This is a genomic window from Sutterella megalosphaeroides, from assembly GCF_003609995.1.
Classification (GTDB): Bacteria; Pseudomonadota; Gammaproteobacteria; order Burkholderiales; family Burkholderiaceae_F; genus Sutterella; species Sutterella megalosphaeroides.
In genome coordinates this window covers 254,377-274,500 of the sequence record NZ_AP018786.1, presented here as the reverse complement: position 1 = coordinate 274,500, position 20,124 = coordinate 254,377, and the positions used below count along the sequence as shown (strand labels likewise).

Below are 20,124 nucleotides of genomic sequence, written 5' to 3'. Positions count from 1 at the left end.
TTCGGGAGAATTTCAACATGATCGACTATGAAATCCTGAAGGTCATCTGGTGGCTCTTCATCGGCGTCCTTCTCATCGGGTTCGCCATCATGGACGGCCATGACATGGGCGTCGGCACGCTCCTGCCCTTCCTCGGCAAGGACGACAACGAACGCCGCATCATGATCAACTCCGTCGCCCCGCACTGGGACGGCAACCAGGTCTGGCTCATCACCGGAGGCGGCGCCATGTTCGCGGCCTGGCCGATGATGTACGCGGCCGCGTTCTCGGGCTTTTACTGGGCGATGCTCGTCGTGCTTGCGGCGCTCATCTTCCGTCCGGTCGCCTTCGACTTCCGCAGCAAGCTCGAAGGCGCCTCGTGGCGCGGCAACTGGGACTGGGCGCTCTTCTTCGGCTCGGCCGTTCCCCCGATCATCTTCGGCGTGGCCTTCGGCAACCTCCTGCAGGGCGTTCCCTTCCACATCGACGAAACGATGCGTCCGATCTACACGGGGAACTTCTTCGGTCTGCTCAACCCGTTCGGTCTGCTCTGCGGCGTGCTCTCGCTCGTCATGATCGTCTTCCACGGCGCCAACTACCTGGTGCTCCGTACGGAAGGCGCTCTGCAGGCGCGCGCCCGCAACACGGCGTTCCTCACGGGTCTTCTCTCGGCCGTGCTCTTCGTGCTCGGCGGCGTGTGGACCTATGCGGGCATCGACGGCTACGTGGCCACGGCGGGTCTCGACCCGGCCGGTCCTGCGAACCCGCTCCTGAAGACCGTCGAGGTCGTCTCGGGCGCCTGGTTCCGCAACTACGCCGACCTGCCCGTGCTCTGGCTCGTTCCGGCGCTCGGCGTGCTCGGTACGATCGGCGGCGCGCTCATGATCCGCGCCAACCGTGCGGGCCTTGCCTTCGTGCTCTCGAGCGTCGCGCTCCTCGGCATCATCCTGACGCCGCTCGTCTCGATGTTCCCGTTCGTGATGCCCTCCTCGACGATGCCCCAGGCCGGCCTCACGCTCTGGGACTGCACGAGCTCGCAGCTGACGCTTGAAATCATGTTCTTCGTCACGCTCATCTTCCTGCCCCTCGTGCTCTTCTACACGTCCTGGGCCTATCGCGTCATGAGCGGCAAGCTCACCTCGAGCTACATCGAGAAGAACTCGCACAGCCTCTACTGATGAACCTCCGTCCGAAGCCCTCGGGCTTCGGACGGGACTACGGAAACAAGGAATACGACGATGTCCTACTTCTATTGGATCACCGGTCTCGGTTTTGCCATTCTGCTTGCGGCGACCATTGAAACGGTCGTCTCGCGCCGCGATGAGTGAACCCGCACCCGTCGGGGGAGGAGGCTTCTTGCGTACGCTCTCTTTCATTGCCGCTTTGCTCCTGGCAACGCTCATCGTCCTTTACCCTCGGGCCATTGCCGAGGATTCGACGAGCGTGAGCCACGGAGCGCTCGTTCTGATGCTGCTCGGCATGAGTTCGGCCTGGGTGTACGGGTTGGGGTTCGTGCCTCGCAACCGTTGGCTTCGCATCGTCTTCTCGCCCTGGGTGGCCTGGGCGTTGATGGCCGCCGGAGCCTGGTTCGTCTTCGGAGGGTGAGTGCATGAGCGAACCCGCTTCCACGCTCTACGACCGCCTCGGCGGTGCCGAGGGCATCAAGCGTTTGGTTTCGGCCTATCTCGAAGCGCTCACGACGACGCCCGACTACGCGCCCCTGTGCGCGCTCTACGTGAACGGTCTCGAGCGTTACGAAGAGCGCATGAACGAATTCCTCTCCGGCTGGCTCGGCGGCCCGGCGCTCTACCAGGAGCGCCACGGCATGCCGATGCTGCGGGAGTCGCATCGTTCCATCCCCATTACGGGCGACATGGCCGAATCCTGGGTTCTGTGCATGCGTCAGGCGCTTCGCGCCACGGTCGAAGACGAAGAGCTGATGCTTCGTCTCGACGGGCTCTTCACGCACATGGCCGAGAGCCTGCGCAACGCCTGAAGCGCTCCCGAGCCGATCGACCTCGAGACAAAGGGGCGACCATCCGGTCGCCTCTTCTTCTTTTTTATTTCAAGTACTTCTGATTCTCTTCCTTGAGACGCACGAGATCGATCTGAGCGTTGTGCCGATCGTCGTCGCTCACCCACACGGTCCCGTCCTGAATCGTCACGGCGAGCTTCATGTTGCGCGAAGCCATCGCCGCCAGAGCCTCGACCGACGCGTCCGAGACGCTCAGCACGGTGAGTTTGTCGATCTTGCTGAATTCGCCGCTCGAAGCGCTCCACCACGGACCGATCTTCGCTTCGTCGTAGGCGAGCACCGTCACGTGGGCGCTTCTCCCCGCCGACTTTCGCACCTGCCGCACGTCGGGCGTACCCACGTCGATCCAGGTCTCGATGGAGCCCGTATCGTCGATCGCCCAGAGGGCGGGTTCGCCTTCGGCGGAGAGCCCCCGGCCGAATTCGAGCCGCTCGCCCGCATGCAAAGCGAAAGCGAGAACGCGCAGCATCAGCCGCTCTTCGGTTTCGGACGGATGCCGCGCGACCGTCAGGAGGTGCGACTCGTAGTAATTGCGATCCAAGTCCGAAAGGTCGAGCTGCGCCTTGTAGACCGTTGCGCCGAGAGCCATGGGAATTCGCCTCCTCAAGCCTGAAATGCGGTCGGGCGCTCTGCGGGCGGCCCGATTTCGCGGGAACATGCAAAAAAGGCGTGTTTTTCATGCGACCGCCCTAGCGCGCAACGGTCGCAAAAACAACGCCTTCGCCGCGCATTGTACACACGTTGCCCGCCAGGCGAATCGATCCGACGGGAGGGGCGCAAGGAAAAACGGTCGGCCGCGCCTCAAATTTCCATGCCTTCGCCGCGCGAAAGCTTCACCCAGCCGCGGGCGATCCGGTAGGCCACCCACACGCCGAGCACGAAGAACCCGAAGAAGATGAGAACGAAGCCGATGCCGACGGCGACAAGGGGAATCCCGAAAAGGAACAGAAGCGCAATCGCAAGCGCCGCGTACCAGAAGGTGCGGATCTGCCACGCAAAGTGCGTCTCGAGATACGTCCCTTCGGCGTCGGAGCGCAGGCAGTAGTTGAGAACGACGGCAATGATCGAGGGGATCGAAAAGACGAACGTCCCGACGATCGTCGATGCCGTGAACATCCCCGTCACGATGGAAAGCGAATGAAGGGCATATACAATGTGGGCGACCCACAGGGTCCCGGTGGCGGGTTCGTGGCGGACGGGTTCCATGGCGGCGAGCTCTGCTCCGAAAAAACGGTTTTCTCACATTGTACGTAGCGTCATGCCTTTTTCCATTCCCGTCGGCCCGTTGCTCGACTCGGGCCCCGTCGTCGTTTTTCTGATGTCGCTTCTCGACGCCGACACGGGCGCGGCCTGGGCGGCGCTGTGGACCGTCGCCCGATCGGACGACGCGCCGCTCCTTCTCGCCGCGGCGCTCCTTGCTCCCGTGCTCGCGGAGGGGCTTCTCTACGAAATCGGCCGCAAACGCGCGGCACAAGACGTCGAGATACCCGAGCGCCTCCGCCGGGCTTTGCTCGAACGCCCGAAAACGGCGCTTCTCGGGTTAAAATTCCTCTTCCCTCTGCGCTGGACGGCGCCGCTTGCGGCGGGCGCCTGCGGCATCGGTCGGGGTACCTTCTGGAGCATCAACACCGCGGGACAATGCCTGCGAACGCTCCTTTTCGCCGCCTGCGCATACGGCGTCTTCGACGCCCTCTACGCCCTTCCGGAAGAGACCGCACTCGTACGGAATCTGCTTGCGGGCCTGGCTCTGACGACCCTGCTTGCGATCGTGGTCGGTCGCGTCGTGCTGGAGTGGCTTGCGACACATCTCAAGAGAGAAGAACGATGAGAATCCTGCTCGTTGAAGACGATGAAATGATCGGCGAAAGCGTGGTGGCCGGCCTCGAAAGCGAAGACTACGCGGTCGACTGGGTGCGCGACGGCAACTCCGCCCTGATCGCCCTCAAAACCACGCCGTTCTCGCTCATGATCCTCGACCTCGGGCTTCCCCGCAAAGACGGTCTTCAAGTCCTGAAGGAAATCCGCGCCAAACACGATCCGACGCCCGTGCTCGTCACGACGGCTCGGGACACGGTGGACGATCGCATTCGAGGGCTCGATTCCGGCGCCGACGACTATCTCGTGAAGCCCTACGACCTCGACGAACTTTCCGCCCGCATCCGCGCGCTTCTGCGCCGTTCGGCCGGACGCGCCGACCCCGTAATCGAACGCGGCGAACTCACCATCTCGCCCGCCACGCGCGAAGTGGTCTACCGGGGCCGCCCCGTCATCCTCTCCTCCAAGGAGTACGCGCTGCTTGCGGCCCTTGCCGAACGCCAGGGCGTGGTCTGGAGTCGCGCCCAGCTCGAAGAAAAGCTCTACAACTGGGACAACACCGTCGGCTCCAACGCCATCGAAGTGCACATCCATCACCTGCGCAAAAAGCTCTCGGACGGCGCCATCAAGACGGTGCGAGGCGTGGGCTACCTGCTCGAAACCTGACGAATCCGCCGATCGAAAGATCGGCTTTTTCACGCGTCGGGCGGCTTGTCCGCCCGAACACCCGGCGTCGACCGGCCGAACTTGCGACCGGTCGATTTCCCACAACGACGGATGCGAGTGCGCGACTCTCCCTCCGCGCGCCTCCTTCCGCTCCCGCCCGGCTCCTGGGACGGGACCACCCGAGAATTTGCGATGACGTCCATCCGCCGCAAGCTTCTTCTTACGCTGCTCGGAGCGCTCCTTGCGGCCGGTTTCACCACGGCCGCGGCCACGTTCTTTTCCGCTCAGGCCGAATTCAACGAGTTCCTCGACACGCATCTCAAAGAGACCGCCGAGTCGCTCGGCGAGTCCGTGCGCAATTCCGCCTTTCCGATCAACCCGTCGCCCCACATGACGATCGTGGGCGACGCGGAAAGCTACCAAATCGTCATCCAGGTCTACGACTCGGCCACCAACAGCGTCTGGCATCGCGAGGGCTCGCCCTCGCTGCCGCTTCCCGAAGGACCGGGGTTCGGCCTCGAACAGGTGGACGGCAAATCCTGGCGCACCTACGCGGTGGCGGCGGGTCCGCTCATCATCACCGTCGGTCAGGACACGGCCGTACGCACGAATCTTGCCGCCACGGCGGCCTTCCGCGTTCTGCAGCCCCTCTGCCTGCTGCTTCCTTTCATCGCCATCGCCGTTTGGATCGTGGTGGGCGAAGGGCTTGCTCCGCTCGAACGCACGGCGCGCTCCGTCGCACGCCGTTCGCCCACGTCTCTCACCCCCATTTCGACCAAGGGGCTCCCCTCGGAACTCCTCGGTCTGGTCTCGGCCATCAATCAACTCCTGGAGCGACTCGAGCAGAGCCTCTCGGCGCAGCAGCGCTTCGCCTCGGACGCCGCTCACGAATTGCGTACGCCCCTTACGGCCCTCAAACTTCAGGTGCAGCTCGCCCAGCGGGCCAAAACGCCCGAAGCCCGCGAGAAGTGCTTCGTGCGTCTCAACGAGGGCATCAACCGCGCCACGCGCCTCGTGCAGCAGCTCCTCACCCTCGCCCGACTCGACCCCGACGCCTCCAAAAAGCCCATGAGCACGCTGCGTCTTGAGGCCATCGCGCAAAGCGTGACCGAAGACATGCAACCGATTGCCGCTCAGAAAAACATCACGGTCGAAGCCCGAACCGAACCCGCGCACCTCGACGGGATGGAAGACGCCGTTCGGCTCATGGTCGCCAACCTCACCGACAACGCCATTCGCTACACGCCCGAAGGGGGACGCATCGAAATCCGCACGCACTCCGAGGGCGACCGATCCGTCATCGAAGTCTGCGACAACGGCCCCGGGATCAATCCCGAAGAGCGTCAGCGCGTCTTCGACCGTTTTTACCGGGCGCTCGGCACGAAAACCTCGGGGACGGGGCTAGGCCTGGCGATCGTCAAACGCATCGTCGACATCCATCACGGCCGCATCACGATCGAAGACGGTCTCGAGGGACGGGGAACGACCTTCCGCATCGACTTCCCGACGCTCGGCGCCTCGTCTCCGGACAACGCCTGAGCGGCAGGGATCGGGGGAGCTTCTGTTACAAATTTAACCCCCGAGGCACAACCCGTTATTGACGGATTCCTCTGTTTCGGACGATTTGGGCTAGAGTTGTTCCAATCAACAAAAAGACCTCCCGCCCAAGGGCCGAGCGCCCTCCGGAGGCCGGATTCTTCCGCAGGAGTGAATTAGAAAATGACGAAAAACCTCCAGATTTCCGCCTTGGCCGCCGCGCTCTCGGCGGCCTTGATCGTGTCGACTCCGGGAGCGTTTGCGGCCGAAGCGGCGCCGACGACTCCGACGAGCGCGACGCAGGTGCAAGCCCAGTTGCCCGACTTCGTGAAGCTCGTCGAAGAAAACGGTCCGGGCGTCGTCAACATTGCCGTCGTCAAGAACGCCCGCGTGGTCGAAATGCCGTTTGCCTTCCCCGGCATGGACGAACGTCAGGCTGAAATTTTCCGCCACTTCGGCTTCCCCATTCCGTTCGGCGGTCAGCAGGAAATTCCCGAACAGCGCGGTACGGGCTCGGGCTTCATCATCTCGGCCGACGGCCTCATCATGACGAACGCTCACGTGGTCGACGAAGCCGATGAAATCATCGTGCGCCTCACCGACAAGCGCGAGTTCAAGGGCAAGGTTCTCGGCACCGACAAGCAGACCGACATCGCCGTCGTGAAGATCGAAGCGAAGGACCTTCCCGTGCTCAAAATCGGCCGCTCGAACGACCTGAAGGTCGGCGAGTGGGTGGCCGCCATCGGCAGCCCCTTCGGCCTCGACAACACGGTGACCTCGGGCATCGTGTCCGCTCTGTCGCGCAACCTCCCCTCGGACCAGTACGTCCCCTTCATCCAGACCGACGTGGCGGTCAATCCGGGCAACTCCGGCGGTCCGCTCTTCAACATGAAGGGTGAAGTCGTGGGCATCAACTCGCAGATCTTCTCCACCTCGGGCGGCTTCATGGGCCTCTCCTTCGCCATCCCGATCGACCTGGCGATGCAGATCAAGGACCAGCTGGTGCAAAACGGCAAGGTGACCCGCGGTTACGTGGGCGTCTACATCCAGGAACTCACCCAGGAACTCGCCGACAGCTTCGGTCTCGGCACGCCGCAGGGCGCTCTGGTGACGAAGATCGAAAAAGGCAGCCCCGCCGAGAAGGCGGGCTTGCGCGAAGGCGACATCATCACGAAGCTCGGCGACAAGAAGGTGACGTCGTCCGTGAGCCTCCCGATGCTCGTCTCCGCCATGCGTCCGGGCGACAAGGCCGAACTCACCGTGATCCGCGATAAGAAGGAAATCGTCGTCCCGGTGACGATCGGCACCAACTCGGGCGATGCCGTCGCCTCCGACGGTGCGGCCGCCAACGCGGGCGCGCACCAGTTGGGCGTTCAGATTCGTCCCCTCACGGACGAAGAATCGCGTTCCGCCGACACGACGGGGCTCCTCGTCATGAAGTCTTCCGGCCTTGCCGCCAAGAGCGGCATCCGCACGGGCGACATCATCGTGAGCGCCAACGGCAAGCTCGTGAAGTCCGTCGAAGACCTGCGCGCCCAGTGCACGAAGGATCAGGTGCTCCTTCTCGTGCAGCGTGACGGCGGCCGCATCTTCGTGCCGATCCGCTTCAAGGACGAAGCGAAGAAGTAACACGCGACGCTCCGCATAAAGGAATCCCCCGGCCGAATTTCGCGCCGGGGGATTTTTTTCATGCCGGGTAAGCGGCCTTTACCGCTTCTTGAGCCCGATGGTTTCGGCCAGCTTCGTGTTGTCGACTTCGCGGCACCAGTGACCCACCACCACGCAGGCGATGCCGTTGCCGATCATGTTCGTGATCGCGCGCGCTTCGCTCATGAAGCGGTCGATGCCGAGAATGAGCGCGAGACCCGCCACGGGCACGTGCCCCACGGCCGAGAGCGTCGCCGCGAGCACGATGAAGCCCGAACCCGTCACGCCCGCCGCACCCTTCGAGGTAAGGAGCAGCACCGCAAGGAGCGTCACCTGCTGCGAGAGCGTCATCGGCACGTCGCAGGCCTGCGCGATGAAGACCGCAGCCATGGTGAGGTAAATGGCCGTGCCGTCGAGGTTGAAGGAATACCCCGTCGGAATCACGAGACCCACGACCGAGCGGGAGACGCCCGCCTGCTCCATCTTCGTCATCATGCGCGGAAGCACCGATTCCGAGGACGAGGTGCCGAGCACGATGAGGAGCTCTTCCTTGATGTAGCTGATGTAGCGCAGCACGGAAAAGCCGTGCGAGCGGCAGATGGCCCCGAGGACGACGAGGATGAAAAGGAGACACGTGAGGTAGAAGGTCCCCATGAGCTTCGCAAGCGGAAGGAGCGACGCAATGCCGTACTTGCCGATCGTGAAGGCCATCGCGCCGAAAGCACCCACGGGAGCGACGCGCATGATCATGCCGACCATCTGGAAGAGGACGTGCGAGCTCTTTTCGATCACGTCGAAAATCAGCGTGCCGCGGCCGCCGAACTTGTGCAGGGCGAAGCCGAAGAGCACCGAGAAGAAGAGCACCTGCAGAATTTCACCGTCCGCAAAGGCGCCCACGACCGTGTTCGGGATGATGTTCATGAGGAACTCGGTCGTCGTGTGCATCTTGCCCGGACCCGTGTACGCGGACACCGCCGAGGCGTCGAGCGTCGCGGGGTCGACGTGCATGCCCGTGCCCGGCTCGATCGTGTTGACGATCAAAAGGCCGATGACGAGAGCGATCGTCGAGACGGCTTCGAAGTAAAGCAGCGCGAGGCCGCCCGTTTTGCCCACCTTCTTCATGTCCTCCATGCCGGCAATACCCGTCACGACGGTACAGAAGATCACGGGGGCGATGATCATTTTGATGAGACGAATGAAGCCGTCGCCGAGAGGCTTCATCGAGGCTCCGATGTCGGGAGCCGCCACGCCGAGCCCGATACCGATCAGGATCGCGCAAATGACCTGGAAATAAAGAACTTTGTAGATGGGAGTGCGCTTTGCGGTTTGGCCTGCCATTGCGTTGCCCTCTGAAAAACGATTTTGAGGAATCCGCGCGGCAACGGCGCCAAAAGGCCGCACTGCGACGCGAGTTTTTGAAGAATACCTCACGCCGCCCGTGCGTGGGGGTTATCCCTTCCTGCTTTTCCCTTCGCACGAAGGGGGAGTCCTGAGAACTCCCCCTTTCTGCCACGTACGGTGCCGCGTACGGCGCCTCACACCCGTCGGGCGATTTCCTCGGGCGAGACCCCGTGATCCCGGGCGATTTCGTCGATGAACATGTCCGTCAGCCGGTCGACGAGCGTGTTGCGTATCAGCACCGGATCCAGGTCGTCGTCGAAGACGAGCATCACGCGCACCGATTCGAGCATCGAGCGCGTCAGCTGCATGCGCACCTCGAGCACCTCGGGCGGGAGACGCTCGATCACCTCGCGGTCTTCGGAGATGTTCGCAACCATCCGCTCGCAAACGCGCTTGTTGGCGGCCTTCAGAATGGCCCGCACCTTCGGGTCGACCAACGCTTCGCTTGCAATCGACAACATCGTCTTCACGCCGTCGGGCGACAGGTAGGCGGAAACGAACGTTTCCAGCCTGCGACGCAGACGTTCGCGATACGTGGCGCCCGCCGGCAGAGGTTCCGAAGGGAGCGTGGCGCTCCGGATGAACCAGTCGACCTCCTTCTCGACAAGCGCCTCGATCAGAGCCTGCTTGTTCTCGAAGTAGTTGTAGAAGTTCCCGAGACTCTGGCCGGACTCCTTGGCAAGGTCGCGCAGGCGCAGCTTTCGAAGGCCGTCGCGCAAAACGCAACGCTCCGCCGCCTCGAGAATCTCGCGGCGGCGTTGCATGTAGGTGTCGGTTTGCTTCGACATCGGTCAGTCGATGCCCTGCTTGGCGGGCTCTTCGAGCGCACCGCCGCCGAGCACCTTGTAGAGCGTGACGAGGCTCGAAGCACGCGCGAGCTGCGTCGTGATCAGAACCTGTTCGGCCGAGACCTTCGCGCGCTGCGCGTCGAGCACTTCGGTGTAGGCCGCAGCCCCGTGCTGGTAGCGCGAATTGGAGATTTCGTACGCCTTGCCGGCCGCGTCGGCATACTCTTCCCGCGACTTCAGTTCGCCCTCGATCGTGCCTTCGGTCGCGAGCGCGTCGGCCACTTCACGGAAGGCCGTTTGAATGGCCTTCTCGTAATTCGTCGCCGCAATGCGCTCGTCGACGCGCGCGGCTTCGAGATTCGCAAGGTTGCGCCCGCCCGTGAAGATCGGAAGCGCCACGTTCGGGGTAAAGCTCCACATGCCGGAATTGCCGCCGAAGAGGTCCGAGAGGTGCAGGGAGCCCGTACCGCCGCCGAGCGAGAGCGACACGCTCGGGAAGAACGCGGCGCGCGCCACGCCGATCGAGGCGTTGGCCGCACGCAGCGACCGTTCGGCCTGTTGGACGTCCGGACGGTTGAGGAGCACTTCGCTCGGCATCCCTTCGGGCAGAGCCACCTTGAGGGTCGAGGCGAGTTCGATCCCCGTCGGCAGGAGCTCTTCGGGAATCGGAGCGCCCACGAGGAGCTGCAACGCGTTGCGGTCCACGGCGACGGCGCGCTGATACGCGGCGATCGAAGCGCGGGCGGCGGCCACGGTCGTGCGGGCCTGCTCGTAGTCGAGCTGGCTCACGGCGCCGAGGCGGAAGCTCTCCTCGACGAGACGGAAGCTTTCTTCCTGGCTGGCGAGCGTTTCACGCTGCAGCTTCAGCTGCTCGACGTCCGCACCGTACGTGAGCCACGTCATGGCGATCTGGCCGATGAGCGTGCTCTTGGCGGAACGGCGGGCGTCGTCGGACGCCAGATAGTTCTGCAGAGCCTGCTCGTTGAGGTTGCGCACGCGCCCGAAGAAGTCGAGTTCGTAGCTCGACATCGCGAGCTGCGCCGTGTACTGGTGGCCCGTACTCGAGCGGCCCGTCGCGGAAAGCGTTTCGGGCGTGTGCTGCGCCGCATTCTGCGCGGCGGCGGCCACGGTCGGGAAGAGCTCCGAGCGCTGCACGCCGTAAAGGGCGCGGGCGCGTTCGACGTTGAGCGCCGCAACGCGCAGGTCGCGGTTGTTTTCCAAGCCGAGGTCGATCACCTTTTCGAGGCGTTCGTCCACGATGAAGTCCTTCCAGACCGGAAGGGCCGCCCGCTTCGCTTCGGTCGTCGCATACGCCTCGCCCTGAGGCCAGGCGCTTTCAACGGGCGCCGCGGGGCGCTCGTAATCGGGCGCAAGATTCACGCAGCCCGTCAGAGTCAGGAGAAGAACGACCGGAAGAATCGTCAATTGTTTCTTCTGCATGTTTGTCCCTTGCCGAATTCGGGGCGAATCGTCGCCCCGAATTCGCTGAGTGTGGAGAGGGGACCGGAGAAAGTTCCCCGGTCCTCGAAGGTCGATCAAGCCGATGCGCCCTCACCGTTCGAAGGCGTCCCGTGATGACGCTTCCCGGAGATGAAGCGGCTGATGCCCACAATCGAAACGTAGAACGCGGGCACGAAGGCGACGCAAAGCACCGTCCCCGTGATCATACCGCCCAGAACGCCCACGCCGATCGCGTTCTGCGCACCCGAACCCGGACCGTACGCCATCGCGAGCGGCAGAACGCCGAGACCGAAGGCGAGCGAGGTCATCAGAATCGGACGCAGACGCAGACGAACGGCTTCGAGCGCCGAGTGCACGACGTCCTCGCCCTTGTCCACCATGTCCTTGGCGAATTCCACGATCAGAATCGCGTTCTTCGCAACCAGACCGACCGTCGTCAGGAGGCCGACCTTGAAGTACACGTCGTTGTTCATGCCGAGGTAGTACGTGAGGCCCAGAGCCCCGACCACGCCGCACGGAATCACGAGAATGACCGCGATCGGCACGGACCAGCTTTCATAGAGCGCCGCGAGGCAGAGGAACACGATCAAAACCGAGATCGCATAGAGCGCGGTCTGCTGCGAACCCGACTGACGTTCCTGATAGGAGACGCCGTTCCAGGAAATGCCGTAACCCGTCGGAAGGACTTCCGCGGCAATCTCTTCGACGGCGTTCATGGCTTCGCCCGAGGCGACGCCCGGAGCGGGACTGCCCTGAATGTTCACGGCCGAAACGCCGTTGAAGCGTTCGAGCATCGGGCTGCCGTAGTCCCAGCTCATCGACGCGAAGGCCGAAAGCGGAACCATCTCGCCCTTGGCGTTGCGAACATGCCAACGGTAGAGGTCCGAGGGCTGCATGCGCGAGTCGATCTGACCCTGCACCCAGACCTGCTTGATGCGGCCGCGGTCCATGAAGTCGTTGACGTAGCTGCCGGCCAGAGCGGTCGAGAGCGTCGCGTTCACGGTGCCGATATCAAGACTCAGCGCGGAGAGCTTCTCGTAGTCGAGGGTGAGCTGCATCTGCGCCGTGTCGTCCATACCGTTGTGGCGAACCATGGTGAGGCGCGGGTCCTGATTGGCTTTCGCGAGGAACGCGTTGCGCACCTCCATCAACTTCGCGTGTCCCTGACCGGAGAGGTCCTGGATGTAGAAGTCGAAGCCGTCGGCCACGCCGAGTTCGGGCACCGAAGGCAGCGGGAAGAGGAAGGCGCTCCCGTTCATGAACTGCGGACTCATCATGAAGGCCCCCATGGCGCGGCGCTGGATCATGGCCACGCCCTGTTCGGCGTTCGGACGGTCGGCCCAGTCCTTGAGCTTCAGGAAGCCCAGAGCCATGTTCTGGCCCGAGCCCGCAAACGAGAAGCCGCGCACGACGAAGAAGTGGTCGAGCGAGGCCGCTTCCGTCTTCTTCAGGTACGCTTCGATGTTCTGCAGCTCGCGGTTCGTACGTTCCATCGTGGCGCCCTGCGGAAGCTGCAACTGCATGAGCATCACGCCCTGGTCTTCGGCCGGCATGAAGCTCGAAGGCACCTTCATGAAGCCGAGAACCACGAGAGCGATGATGCCGGCGTACGCGACGAAGGTCACGATGCGCTTGCCGATCGTCGCCGCGATGCAGTCGCGCACGAAGTGCGTGAAGGCGTCGAACCCGCGGTTGAACCAGCCGAAGAAGCCCCCCTTGCCCATGTGTTCGCCGTGATCGACGGGCTTCAGAACCTGCGCGCAAAGCGCGGGGGTGAGCGTCAGAGCCACGACGACCGAGAGCACCATGGCCGCCACGATCGTGATCGAGAACTGACGGTAAATCACGCCCGTCGAGCCGCCGAAGAAGGCCATCGGAATGAACACGGCCGAAAGCACCATGGCAATGCCGACCAGAGCGCCCTGAATCTGCCCCATCGACTTCACGGTCGCGTCGCGCGCGGACGAACCGTCCTCGCGCATCACGCGTTCGACGTTTTCCACGACCACGATGGCGTCGTCCACCAGAAGCCCGATCGCGAGCACCATGGCGAACATCGTCAGCATGTTGATCGAGAAGCCCGCGGCTTCGAGAACCGCAAAGGTACCGAGCAGAACCACCGGAACGGCAATCGTCGGAATGAACGTCGCACGCAGATTCTGCAGGAAGAGGAACATGACGAAGACCACCAGGATGATGGCTTCGACCAGGGTCTTCACCACTTCATGCAGAGCGGCGCGCACGAAAGGCGTCGTATCGAACGGCACCACGACTTCGACGCCCTGCGGGAAGTTGGGTCGAAGTTCTTCGATGCGCTGCATGACGTTGGCCTGCGTCTGCAGGGCGTTCGCCCCCGACGCGAGCTTGATGGCGATACCCGTCGATTCCTGTCCGTCGTACGTGGCGAAGGCCATGTACTGCTCGGACCCGATGCGCACGTCGGCCACGTCCGAAAGACGAACCTTGGCGCCTTCCGGCGTCACCTTCAGAAGGATCTTGCGGAACTCTTCGGGCGTCTCGAGCAGGCTCGCCGCGGAAATCGTCGCGGTGAATTCCTGACGACCGTCCGTCGGTTGCTGCGCGATGCCGCCCACGCGAACCTGCTGGTTCTGCGCCTGGATGGCCGCAATGACGTCCGAGGGATTCAGCTGGTACTTGACGAGCTTGTCCGGATCGAGCCACACGCGCATGGCGTAGGTGGCGCCGAACACCTGGACTTCGCCGACGCCTTCGACACGGGAAATCGGTTCCTGAATGTCGGAAGCAAGGTAGTCGCCCAGGTCGGCCGCCTTCATCTTCCCGTCGGTGCTCACGAAACCGAGCACCATCAGGAAGCTCGCGGACGTCTTTTGAATCGTCACGCCGAGCTGCTGCACGACCTGCGGCAGCGTGGAAAGGGCCGTCTGGATCTTGTTCTGAACCTGAACCTGCGCCATGTCGGGGTTCGTCCCCGCCTCGAAGGTCACCGTAATCGAAACGCGACCCGCTGAGTCGGAGGTCGAGTTCATGTACATGTAGCCGTCAAGGCCGACGAGGTTCTGTTCGATCACCTGCGTGACCGTACGTTCGATCGTCGTGGCGGAAGCGCCCGGGTAGGTTGCCGTGATCGACACCTGCGGAGGCGCGATCTGCGGATACTGACTCACCGGGAGCGTATTGATGGCGAGAAGCCCGGCCAACATCATCACCAGGGCGATCACCCAGGAGAATACGGGCCGGTCAATGAAGAAACGCGAAAACATCTCAGAACGACTCCGTCATTTACTCGAAGAGCGGCTTCGGAGCCGGCAGATCCGCCGGGTTGAATTCGACGGGCTTGACCGTCGCCCCGGGAGCGGTGCGCTGGAAGCCTTCGAAGATGACGCGTTCGCCGTCCTTCAGGCCCGAGTCGACCAGCCAGTTCGTGCCTTCCGTGCGGCTGACGACGATGTCGCGGCGTTCGACCTTGTTGTCGGGCGTCACGACGTAGACGTAGGCCGTACCCTTCGTATCGCGCATCACGCACTGCATGTTGACGAGGATACTTTCGGGGCGAACGCCTTCGAGAAGACGCGCGCGAACGTACATGCCGGGCATGAGTTCGGACTTCGGATTCGGGAAGACCGCGCGCAACTTGACCGAACCGGTCGACTCTTCGACCTGAGCGTCCGTAAAGGTGAGCTTGCCTTCGAGACCGTACGCCGTCCCGTCGGCCAGAGCGAGCGTCACGCGGGCGTTGCCGTCCTTGTCGGTCTTGAGCGTGCCCTTTTCGATTTCGCGACGAATGCGAAGCATGTCTTCGGCCGTCTGCGTCACGTCGACGTAGATGGGGTCGAGCTGCTGCACGGTCGTGAGGATCTGCGCCTGGTAGGCACCCATCAGGGCGCCTTCCGTCACTTCGGAGCGGGAAACGCGGCCCGAGATCGGCGAGAGAACCTTCGTGTAGCCGAGATCGATCTTCGCGGCGTTCACGGCGGCGCGGCCCGCTTCGACCGCCGCTTCGGCGGACTTCAGCGCGGCCTGAGCGGCGTCGTTCGCCTGAACGGACACCGCCTTGATCTTGACGAGCTCAGCCGAACGCTTGGCGTCGGCACGCGCCTGGCTCAGCGTGGCCTGGGCCTGCGCGAGCGAGGCCTGAGCGCTCTTCAGATTGGCTTCGTAGGGAGCCGGATCGATCTGGTAAAGCGCCTCTCCCGCCTTAACCTGCGCGCCTTCCGTGAAGAGGCGCTTCTGGAGGATGCCGTTCACCTGAGGGCGAACCTCGGCAACGTGATAGGCGCTCGTGCGCCCCGTAAGGACCGTATCGATCGCATGATCGCCCGCCTTCAACGTAATCACTTTCACTTCGGCGGGAGGCCGAGCCTGCGACGCGGAGGCCGCCTGCTGAGCAGCATTGTCCTCCGTGCAGCCCGTCAGGGCGGCCGCACCGAGAGCGCAGGCAAGCGCCGCGGCCAAGATTTTCCGATTCTGCATTGTCAGTTTGCCTTCTTTTTCCGTTTATTCGAATTCGGTTCTTACGGGGCTCTCATCTCTTGAACAGATGTTCAACCCCACAAAAGTCCACCTTATAACACAGTCGCAATCCAATTGCTTTTATTGCGGCACCGTAATGTCTCGAACCCGCTTCGTCTGTGACAAAATGCGCGGGCGTGAATACACTTCTACTTAGATTCACCAGGCCCCTTCCCGGGAAACTCCTCTCCCGCCCGCCTCCGGGCGTTGAGGCCCGTCATGCTCGAAACCATCCACTTTCAGTACTTTCTCGGCGCGCTCGTGTCGCTCCTAGTCATCACGAATCCGCCCTCCAAAATTCCGCTTTTCGTCAGCCTAACCCAGGGGATGAGCGAAGAGCGCTGTCGTCAGCAGGCCAACTGGGCCGGCATCTATGCCGCCGTCATCATGCTCGTGAGCCTCGTGGGCGGCAACGTGCTCCTCGCCTTCTTCGGGATCTCCTACGGCGCCATGCGAATTGCGGGCGGTCTTGTGGTTGCCGCCATCGGCTACCAAATGCTCTTCGGCGGAACCACCCCGAACAAAGCGCCAATCGTGCGCCGCGACAAGGACGACTACGCCTTTTTCCCGATCGCCATGCCGGGCATTGCCGGGCCGGGCACCATCGCCGTCGTGATCGGCTTTTCCACGGAAATCGCCGAACTCACCGATTACGTCGACATCGTGATCGCCTTTGCCTGGACGGCCGCGGCCATCTGCTGCACCGCGCTCGTCAACTGGTCCGTCATGCGCTACTCCGACATCATCACGCGCCGTCTCGGCCCCTCGGGCACGCTCGTGCTCGGCAAGCTCATGGGGTTCCTCCTCATCTGCATCGGCGTGCAGTTCGTCGGTTCGGGCATTCGAACCTTCATGGCGGGAAGCTGACCGAACGCTTTTCGATCCCGATAAAAAGGCGCCCCCGAAGGGGCGCCTTTTTCGTCGAAAGTCGTTCGGGCGTTACTCGACCGTCACGCTCTTGGCGAGATTGCGGGGCTTGTCCACGTCGGTGCCGCGCGTCAACGCCGTGTGGTAGGCGAGAAGCTGCAACGGCACGACGTGCAGGACGGGCGAAAGCTTGCCGTAGTTTTCGGGTAGCCGAATGACGTGCATGCCTTCCGCGTTCTCGATCCGGCTGTCGCCGTCGGCGAACACGTAGAGTTCGCCGCCGCGGGCCCGGACTTCCTGCATGTTGGACTTGAGCTTCTCGAGAAGCCGATCGTTCGGCGCCACCGTCACGACGGGCATTTCCTTGTCCACGAGGGCGAGCGGCCCGTGCTTGAGTTCGCCCGCGGGATAGGCCTCGGCGTGGATGTAGCTGATTTCCTTGAGCTTCAGAGCCCCTTCGAGCGCGATCGGGTAGTGGAGACCTCGACCGAGGAAGAGCGCGTGCTGCTTCGTGGCGAACCGTTCCGCCCAGTCGATCACCTGCGGCTCAAGCGCGAGCACGGCGCCGAGCGCGGTCGGCACGTGACGCAGACTCTTCAGTTCGGCCTCTTCTTCGGCGGGCGAGAGACGACCGCGCAGCTTCGCGAACGTGAGCGCGAGCAGGTAGAGCGCGACGAGCTGCGTCGTGAAGGCCTTCGTCGACGCGACGCCGATTTCGACGCCCGCACGGGTGATGTACGCAAGGCGGCTTTCGTTCACCATGGCGGAAGTGGCCACGTTGCAGATCGTGAGCGTCTTCGTCATGCCGAGGTCGTCCCGGGCGTGGCGCAGGGCCGAGAGCGTGTCCGCGGTTTCGCCCGACTGCGAGACCGTCACAACGAGCGTGTCCGGATCCGGCACGCTCGCGCGGTAGCGGTATTCGCTCGCGATTTCGACGTCGACGGGCAGCCCCGCCATCGCTTCGATCCAGTACTTGGCCGTGAGCGCCGCGTAGTAGGACGTGCCGCACGCAAGGAACAAAATGCGCTTCGTGTCGCGCAAGACCGTTTCGGCATCCGCGCCGAAAAGCTCCGGCGTCACCGCATTGACGCCTTCGAGCGTGTCGGCAATGGCGCGCGGCTGCTCGAAGATTTCCTTTTGCATGTAGTGGCGGTAGGGGCCGAGATCGACCGCGCCCGAATACGCGTGAACGACCTTGACCTCGCGCTCGACGGGCGTCCAGACACCCTCCTCGCGCGTGAAGATGCGGCAGGTCTGCGGCGTGATTTCCGCCACGTCGCCTTCGGCAAGATAGACGAAGCGTTCCGTTTCGCCCGCAATCGCCATGGCGTCCGAGGCGGCGAAGTTTTCGTTCTCGCCGAGACCGACGACGAGGGGCGAGCCCTGGCGGGCCGCCACCACCGTATCCGGCTCCCCGGCCGCGATGACGGCGATGCCGTAGCTGCCGCGAAGTTCCGAGACCGTCCGTTCGACCGCTTCGAGGAGCGACCCGCTGTAGTGGAAATGCACGAGGTGGGCGATCACCTCGGTGTCCGTTTGGCTCGTGAATTCGTAACCCTTCGAAGCGAGCTGCGCGCGAAGTTCTTCGTAATTTTCAATGATCCCGTTGTGCACGACGCCGATCGTGCCGTGGGAGAAGTGCGGGTGGGCGTTCGCCACTTCGGGCGCGCCGTGCGTCGCCCAACGCGTGTGCGAGATGCCGGTCGATGCTTCGAGCTTCTGCGCTTCGACCTGCGCCTTCAGTTCCGCGACGCGCGCGACGGACCGGGCGCGGCGAAGTCCGCCCTCGGTCGCCACGGCGACGCCGCAGGAGTCGTAACCTCGGTATTCGAGGCGGCGCAGCCCTTCGAGCAGTACGGGAACAATGTTTCGACGGCTCACGGCCGCAACGATGCCACACATATCCGGTTTCCTTTTTCGTTGAATTCCGTTAGTTCTTTTTCGTCGGACGGACCCAGCCGTCGATCGTTACCTGTCGGGCGCGCGAGAGCGTCAACTTGTTGTCGGGCGCGCGACGCACGAGCGTCGTGCCCGCGCCGATGGTCGCGCCCGCCCCCACCGTCACGGGGGCGACGAGCTGCGTGTCGGAGCCGATGAACGCATCGTCGCCGATCGTCGTGCGGAATTTGTTCACGCCGTCGTAGTTGCAGGTGATGGTGCCCGCGCCGATATTGACGCGCGCGCCCACGTCGGCGTCCCCGACGTAGGAGAGATGATTGATCTTCGTTTGCGGCCCCACCGTCGACTTCTTGATTTCGACGAAGTTGCCGATGTGGTTTTCGCCGTGGAGTTCGGCACCCGGACGCAGACGCGCGTAGGGACCGATCCGGGAGGCTTCGCCCACCCGGGCGCCTTCGATATGACAGAAGGGGAGGATTTCGGTTTCGGCTTCGACGACGGAATTTTTCAGAACCGAATGCGCTCCGACGCGCACGCCGTCCTTCAGTTCGACGCGGCCTTCGAACACGCAGCCGACGTCGATTTCAACGTCGCGCCCGCAGACAAGCTCCCCGCGGATGTCGATGCGATCGGGGTCGATCAGCGTGACGCCCGCTTCGAGAAGGCGGTCGGCCTGAGCGCGCTGCCAGACGCGCTCGAGTCGGGCGAGCTGCGCCTTGGAGTTCACCCCTTCGACCTCGTAGACGTGTTCGGGGTGGACCGTAGCGATGCGGGCGCCCGAACGGCTCGCGAGACCGATCACGTCGGTGAGATAGTATTCGCCCTGCGCGTTGGTGTTCGTGAGGGCGCCAAGCCACTCGTCCAAGCGGGCGGTCGGCAGTACCATGATCCCCGTGTTCACTTCGCGGATCATCTTTTCTTCCGCCGTCGCGTCCTTTTCCTCCACGATGGAGGTCACGCGCCCGAACTCATCGCGCACGATGCGCCCGTACCCCTTGGGGTCGGCGGGCTCCACGGTAAGGAGCACCAGATCGTTCGCGTCGCACTCCTCCTGCATCGCCCGAACGGTCTTGGGCGAAAGCAGGGGCACGTCCCCGAGGCAGACGAGCGTATGCGGATCCGTACGGTCGAGCGCCGGGCAGGCCTGCATCAGCGCGTGCCCGGTGCCGAGTTGCGGCGACTGCAGCACGAACGTCAGATCGTCGCGCCCCTCGTATCGGCGCTTCACTTCGTCGGCGCAATGCCCGACCACCACGATTCGGGGCGCCCCCGAAAAGCCCGCCGTCGCTTCGAGCACGTGGTCGAGCATGGGTCGACCCGCGAGCGGCTGAAGGACCTTGGGAAGTCGGGAGCACATGCGCTTGCCCAGACCGGCGGCGAGGATGACGATATTCATGGGGGGAATCCTTCTGTAGACCGACGGCCGAAACGACCGTCGCATCGGGCGAAATTCTAAAATGGCAGCGGGCCGCCCCGTAAGGCGGCCCGCTCGCCATTCATTTCGAATTTTAACGGATCCCCCGAAGCGAATCCCCGCGA

Annotated in this window: 17 protein-coding genes; 8 read left to right on the top strand and 9 right to left on the bottom strand. The window is 63.5% G+C overall.

The window, feature by feature from the left end:
• Window positions 1-17 precede the first annotated feature (17 nt).
• From cydB to S6FBBBH3_RS01260, 3 genes are all read left to right on the top strand, one after another.
• Complete coding sequence (cydB, locus tag S6FBBBH3_RS01270; protein WP_120176027.1) at window positions 18-1,157, top strand: cytochrome d ubiquinol oxidase subunit II; 1,140 nt, start codon at window positions 18-20, stop codon at window positions 1,155-1,157.
• A 178-nt stretch (window positions 1,158-1,335) separates the two neighbouring features.
• Entirely contained in the window at window positions 1,336-1,584 is a 249-nt protein-coding gene (locus S6FBBBH3_RS01265) for a cyd operon YbgE family protein (protein WP_120176026.1), read from the top strand.
• A 4-nt stretch (window positions 1,585-1,588) separates the two neighbouring features.
• Window positions 1,589-1,975: a group II truncated hemoglobin gene (locus S6FBBBH3_RS01260; protein WP_120176025.1), complete on the top strand. Its 387-nt coding sequence runs from the start codon at window positions 1,589-1,591 to the stop codon at window positions 1,973-1,975.
• 64 nt (window positions 1,976-2,039) lie between these two features.
• Here S6FBBBH3_RS01260 and S6FBBBH3_RS01255 read toward each other — a convergent pair whose 3' ends face one another.
• Both S6FBBBH3_RS01255 and S6FBBBH3_RS01250 read right to left on the bottom strand, forming a co-directional pair.
• Complete coding sequence (locus S6FBBBH3_RS01255) at window positions 2,040-2,603, bottom strand: YaeQ family protein (protein ID WP_120176023.1); 564 nt, start codon at window positions 2,601-2,603, stop codon at window positions 2,040-2,042.
• A 212-nt stretch (window positions 2,604-2,815) separates the two neighbouring features.
• Window positions 2,816-3,220, bottom strand: a complete 405-nt coding sequence (locus S6FBBBH3_RS01250) for a DUF4870 family protein (protein WP_120176021.1) — start codon at window positions 3,218-3,220, stop codon at window positions 2,816-2,818.
• Window positions 3,221-3,272: 52 nt separating this feature from the next.
• On the opposite strand from S6FBBBH3_RS01250, the gene S6FBBBH3_RS01245 reads away from it, so the two are divergent.
• From S6FBBBH3_RS01245 to S6FBBBH3_RS01230, 4 genes are all read left to right on the top strand, one after another.
• Complete coding sequence (locus tag S6FBBBH3_RS01245; RefSeq protein WP_120176020.1) at window positions 3,273-3,842, top strand: hypothetical protein; 570 nt, start codon at window positions 3,273-3,275, stop codon at window positions 3,840-3,842.
• Entirely contained in the window at window positions 3,839-4,495 is a 657-nt protein-coding gene (locus S6FBBBH3_RS01240) for a response regulator (RefSeq protein ID WP_120176018.1), read from the top strand. Before S6FBBBH3_RS01245 ends, S6FBBBH3_RS01240 begins: the two co-directional genes overlap by 4 nt.
• A 192-nt stretch (window positions 4,496-4,687) precedes the next feature.
• Window positions 4,688-6,034 carry an ATP-binding protein gene (locus S6FBBBH3_RS01235; RefSeq protein ID WP_120177774.1) on the top strand — a complete coding sequence of 449 codons (1,347 nt, stop codon included), beginning with the start codon at window positions 4,688-4,690 and terminating at the stop codon, window positions 6,032-6,034.
• A 180-nt stretch (window positions 6,035-6,214) separates the two neighbouring features.
• Window positions 6,215-7,660 (top strand): DegQ family serine endoprotease, encoded by a 1,446-nt coding sequence (locus S6FBBBH3_RS01230; protein WP_120176017.1) that lies wholly within the window; start codon window positions 6,215-6,217, stop codon window positions 7,658-7,660.
• A gap of 78 nt (window positions 7,661-7,738) precedes the next feature.
• Here the strand turns inward: S6FBBBH3_RS01230 and S6FBBBH3_RS01225 are convergent, their stop codons facing one another.
• The 5 genes from S6FBBBH3_RS01225 to S6FBBBH3_RS01205 form a co-directional block, all read right to left on the bottom strand.
• The gene (locus S6FBBBH3_RS01225; protein ID WP_120176015.1) at window positions 7,739-9,016 is read right to left on the bottom strand and encodes a dicarboxylate/amino acid:cation symporter; all 1,278 of its coding nucleotides are present in this window, start codon (window positions 9,014-9,016) and stop codon (window positions 7,739-7,741) included.
• A 197-nt stretch (window positions 9,017-9,213) separates the two neighbouring features.
• Window positions 9,214-9,867 (bottom strand): TetR/AcrR family transcriptional regulator, encoded by a 654-nt coding sequence (locus S6FBBBH3_RS01220; RefSeq protein ID WP_120176013.1) that lies wholly within the window; start codon window positions 9,865-9,867, stop codon window positions 9,214-9,216.
• 3 nt (window positions 9,868-9,870) lie between these two features.
• Window positions 9,871-11,307: an efflux transporter outer membrane subunit gene (locus S6FBBBH3_RS01215; RefSeq protein ID WP_120176012.1), complete on the bottom strand. Its 1,437-nt coding sequence runs from the start codon at window positions 11,305-11,307 to the stop codon at window positions 9,871-9,873.
• A gap of 95 nt (window positions 11,308-11,402) precedes the next feature.
• A complete protein-coding gene (locus S6FBBBH3_RS01210) occupies window positions 11,403-14,570 on the bottom strand; it encodes an efflux RND transporter permease subunit (protein WP_120176011.1) in 3,168 nt (1,055 codons plus the stop codon).
• Between the two features lie 19 nt (window positions 14,571-14,589).
• On the bottom strand, window positions 14,590-15,780 hold the full coding sequence (locus tag S6FBBBH3_RS01205; protein WP_120176010.1) for an efflux RND transporter periplasmic adaptor subunit: 1,191 nt from the start codon (window positions 15,778-15,780) through the stop codon (window positions 14,590-14,592).
• 258 nt (window positions 15,781-16,038) lie between these two features.
• On the opposite strand from S6FBBBH3_RS01205, the gene S6FBBBH3_RS01200 reads away from it, so the two are divergent.
• Window positions 16,039-16,686: a MarC family NAAT transporter gene (locus tag S6FBBBH3_RS01200; protein WP_120176008.1), complete on the top strand. Its 648-nt coding sequence runs from the start codon at window positions 16,039-16,041 to the stop codon at window positions 16,684-16,686.
• Window positions 16,687-16,758: 72 nt separating this feature from the next.
• On the opposite strand, the gene glmS is transcribed toward S6FBBBH3_RS01200, so the two are convergent.
• Both glmS and glmU read right to left on the bottom strand, forming a co-directional pair.
• Entirely contained in the window at window positions 16,759-18,588 is a 1,830-nt protein-coding gene (gene glmS, locus S6FBBBH3_RS01195; RefSeq protein ID WP_120176007.1) for a glutamine--fructose-6-phosphate transaminase (isomerizing), read from the bottom strand.
• A 28-nt stretch (window positions 18,589-18,616) separates the two neighbouring features.
• On the bottom strand, window positions 18,617-19,981 hold the full coding sequence (gene glmU, locus S6FBBBH3_RS01190; RefSeq protein WP_120176005.1) for a bifunctional UDP-N-acetylglucosamine diphosphorylase/glucosamine-1-phosphate N-acetyltransferase GlmU: 1,365 nt from the start codon (window positions 19,979-19,981) through the stop codon (window positions 18,617-18,619).
• Window positions 19,982-20,124 lie beyond the last annotated feature (143 nt).

What these genes read in the sequence shown, in the direction of transcription:
- glmU (WP_120176005.1), bottom strand. Translation starts at nt 19,981, where the DNA reads ATGAATATCGTCATCCTCGCCGCCGGTCTGGGCAAGCGCATGTGCTCC.
- S6FBBBH3_RS01255 (WP_120176023.1), bottom strand. Translation starts at nt 2,603, where the DNA reads ATGGCTCTCGGCGCAACGGTCTACAAGGCGCAGCTCGACCTTTCGGAC.
- S6FBBBH3_RS01260 (WP_120176025.1), top strand. Translation starts at nt 1,589, where the DNA reads ATGAGCGAACCCGCTTCCACGCTCTACGACCGCCTCGGCGGTGCCGAG.
- S6FBBBH3_RS01225 (WP_120176015.1), bottom strand. Translation starts at nt 9,016, where the DNA reads ATGGCAGGCCAAACCGCAAAGCGCACTCCCATCTACAAAGTTCTTTAT.
- S6FBBBH3_RS01230 (WP_120176017.1), top strand. Translation starts at nt 6,215, where the DNA reads ATGACGAAAAACCTCCAGATTTCCGCCTTGGCCGCCGCGCTCTCGGCG.
- S6FBBBH3_RS01250 (WP_120176021.1), bottom strand. Translation starts at nt 3,220, where the DNA reads ATGGAACCCGTCCGCCACGAACCCGCCACCGGGACCCTGTGGGTCGCC.
- glmS (WP_120176007.1), bottom strand. Translation starts at nt 18,588, where the DNA reads ATGTGTGGCATCGTTGCGGCCGTGAGCCGTCGAAACATTGTTCCCGTA.
- S6FBBBH3_RS01210 (WP_120176011.1), bottom strand. Translation starts at nt 14,570, where the DNA reads ATGTTTTCGCGTTTCTTCATTGACCGGCCCGTATTCTCCTGGGTGATC.
- S6FBBBH3_RS01215 (WP_120176012.1), bottom strand. Translation starts at nt 11,307, where the DNA reads ATGCAGAAGAAACAATTGACGATTCTTCCGGTCGTTCTTCTCCTGACT.
- S6FBBBH3_RS01235 (WP_120177774.1), top strand. Translation starts at nt 4,688, where the DNA reads ATGACGTCCATCCGCCGCAAGCTTCTTCTTACGCTGCTCGGAGCGCTC.
- S6FBBBH3_RS01220 (WP_120176013.1), bottom strand. Translation starts at nt 9,867, where the DNA reads ATGTCGAAGCAAACCGACACCTACATGCAACGCCGCCGCGAGATTCTC.
- S6FBBBH3_RS01205 (WP_120176010.1), bottom strand. Translation starts at nt 15,780, where the DNA reads ATGCAGAATCGGAAAATCTTGGCCGCGGCGCTTGCCTGCGCTCTCGGT.
- S6FBBBH3_RS01240 (WP_120176018.1), top strand. Translation starts at nt 3,839, where the DNA reads ATGAGAATCCTGCTCGTTGAAGACGATGAAATGATCGGCGAAAGCGTG.
- cydB (WP_120176027.1), top strand. Translation starts at nt 18, where the DNA reads ATGATCGACTATGAAATCCTGAAGGTCATCTGGTGGCTCTTCATCGGC.
- S6FBBBH3_RS01245 (WP_120176020.1), top strand. Translation starts at nt 3,273, where the DNA reads ATGCCTTTTTCCATTCCCGTCGGCCCGTTGCTCGACTCGGGCCCCGTC.
- S6FBBBH3_RS01200 (WP_120176008.1), top strand. Translation starts at nt 16,039, where the DNA reads ATGCTCGAAACCATCCACTTTCAGTACTTTCTCGGCGCGCTCGTGTCG.